We start from the raw sequence: 2,666 nt of genomic DNA on the forward strand, positions 1-2,666 counted from the left end.
TGACGCGCGACGCTATTTAGTACCGGTAGGGCGGTATCGAGTACCGACCGGTGCGGATATCGGGTACCGGGGGTAGTTTTTAGGCACTCTTTAGTGGACGGCCCACGCAGTGTGTACGCGTGGGTCGCGTTCACGTGGAAGGAGTGATGGTGGTGACGGATTACCGTGCCATCATGTTTGTCTTGGTTGCCGGGAATCGTTCCTGGAACCAGATTCGAGCCGATTTAGGGGTCTCGAAGTCGACGATTGATAAGGCCAGTCGCGTTGTAAGGGACCATCGACTCGATGCTCGTGGGATTGCTGGATTGTCGAATGCCCAGTTAGAGGAGCTATTTCCGGATAACCGGCGTCGCAACGATGCGGAGTTCCTCGCACCGGATTTCAAAAAGGTTGCTGAGCGGATGGTCTCTGGCAAGCGCGTGACGTTGAAAGTCGCGCACGCCAAGTACCTGGAGTTCCCTGTTGGTACTGGTCAGCGTCATTATTCGTATCGACAGTACTGTTCGCTGTTTGAGCATTATGTCGATGTTCATCAGCTGTCAGCGCAACTGAATCACGATCCCGGTGACGAGCTCATGGTGGACTGGTCGGGCGATGGAATGGTCGTTGTGGATCCTGTCTCAGGCCAGCGGGTTACCGCGCACTTGTTTGTAGCTTCATTGCCGCACTCAGGGATGATGCATGTATCGGCGTGGCCGGATCAAAAAATGCGGTCGTGGCTTTTAGCCCACCGTGCGGCTTTGGAGTATTTCGGTGGTTGTCCGCTGCGGTTGATCCCGGATAACGCGCTCACAGCCACGCAACAGATTTCCTGTGGGCTGCGGGGGCGTATCCCGGTTGCGGAGTATTCTACATTTGCCGATTTCTATCAGATAGGTATTACTGCGGCGAAAGGCTACCGGCCGCGGTATAAGGCGAATGTTGAAAAGGCCGTGGATATTGCCCAGCAATGGTGCGTGGAATACCTCGACGACCAGGAGTTCTACAGTTTCGACATGCTCAATAAGGCCCTCGAGGACCAAAGCGATTTCATCAACGATCGCCGTCCCTTCCGCGGGCAGGATATCTCTCGTCGCCAGTTGTTTGAAGACCATGAGCAACAGCTGCTGCGCCCATTGCCCGACCGGCGGTGGTCGTGGTCGCGGTGGAAGAAGTCCAAGGTCGCAATGAACTACCACATCCGGATCGCCAATCACTGGTATTCAGTGCCGTGGAAGCTAGCGGGCAAGTTCGTCGACGTGCAACTTTTTGATGACTATCTGGATGTCTTCTACGACGGTGAGATTGTTGCTTCACATCGTATTGCCCCTGCTAATTATGGCTACTCCACCTTGGATGAGCATGTCCCCGACAACCATAAGGACTTAAACACCCAGTGGAACCGGCAACGCTTGGAAGACTGGGCGAAAAGTATTGGGACCGCGACAGCACAGCTCATCGGCCAGATGTTTAACGCTCGTAAAGTCGAAGCCCAAGCATATTCTAGCGTTCTGGGCGTACTGAACCTATCGAAGGATTACTCCCGAATCGAACTCGAACAAGCCTGTGGTCAGCTGTTATCGCGCAAAGCAGTCCCCAGCGTCAACAAAGTAGCCCAAGAGCTCAAGTATCTAAAACAGGCCGCAGCACAGGCGTATTTGCCCACCGATGTACCACTGTCGACGGCCATCGACACTACGCGTGCGCACCGCCAACAGCCCACGGCGGACACGCCGGACTCTGTGTCGCATGTACGCGGGGCCGGGGCGTTTGCCTTCACTGATAAAGAATGGAAGGTATAGCCATGGCTCTTACCGATGAAGACTTCGAACTGCTCGGTTCTCTTCGCGGGATGCGTGTGTTTGCCACGACGCTGCAGGAGATCGTCAACGATCCCAGTCGTGACTTGGACTCCTTTGAAGACAAGATCAAAGAAGCTCTCGATGCTCAGGTAGCTGCACGTGATTCGAAAGTAATCGAAAAACTCGTCAAAGCCGCCAAGCTACCCAACGCGCTTGCGGCTTTGGAACGCTTTGAAGCACACAGCAACCGAGGGATCACTCCAGACCGTATTGAGCGGTTAGCTACCTGCGACTGGATTACCTACGGCAGAGATCTAACCATCGTGGGAGCTACCGGCACCGGCAAAAGCTTCCTCGCCCAAGGCCTAGCCGTGGCTGCGTGCCGGCATAAACTAACCGCACGCTACTTTAGACTCGCCGACTTAGCCGACGAGTTCGACGCCACAGCCGACGCTGCCTATGAGCGCAAAGCCCTCCTTGAGGAACTGACAAAGCCGGCTGTGTTGGTCATCGACGACTTCCTGGCCACGGACGTATCTGCCTTCGCCTTAGCCCAGGTATTCAACCTCCTGGTCAAGCGGGAGCATTCCTCAACCGTCATCGTCAGCCAGCACGAGCCGGAATACTGGTACAGCGTCTTTAGTGAAAACGCGATCGCCGACGCTGTCCTATCCCGACTTGCAAACAACGGCAGCAAACTCACCCTCATCGGTGAAGACATGCGCACCCGTGACGACTTCCAAGAAGAAAGGGGAACACTTAGCAAACAGCTCAAGCAACGTCAACGGTCCAAACGATAAGCGGGGGTAAAACCGGCTACCGGGCGGCTACCGCCACCCCGGTACCTGGTACCGCCTTACCGGTCCCTAAAACAAGCCCGCGTCA

General features: G+C 55.4%; 2 protein-coding genes. Both read left to right on the plus strand.

Going from position 1 to position 2,666, the window contains the following annotated elements:
* Window positions 1–146: 146 nt before the first annotated feature.
* On the plus strand, window positions 147–1,781 hold the full coding sequence (gene istA, locus ABRP88_RS11240; protein ID WP_349837245.1) for an IS21 family transposase: 1,635 nt from the start codon (window positions 147–149) through the stop codon (window positions 1,779–1,781).
* Window positions 1,782–1,783: 2 nt separating this feature from the next.
* Window positions 1,784–2,581 (plus strand): ATP-binding protein, encoded by a 798-nt coding sequence (locus ABRP88_RS11245; RefSeq protein WP_349837246.1) that lies wholly within the window; start codon window positions 1,784–1,786, stop codon window positions 2,579–2,581.
* The last annotated feature ends 85 nt before the right edge of the window (window positions 2,582–2,666 follow it).

This window comes from Corynebacterium sp. KPL2734 (assembly GCF_040225595.1).
Classification (GTDB): Bacteria; Actinomycetota; Actinomycetes; order Mycobacteriales; family Mycobacteriaceae; genus Corynebacterium; species Corynebacterium rhinophilum.

Coding starts and splice junctions, on each gene's coding strand:
- ABRP88_RS11245 (WP_349837246.1), top strand. CDS start 1,784: ATGGCTCTTACCGATGAAGACTTCGAACTGCTCGGTTCTCTTCGCGGG.
- istA (WP_349837245.1), top strand. CDS start 147: ATGGTGGTGACGGATTACCGTGCCATCATGTTTGTCTTGGTTGCCGGG.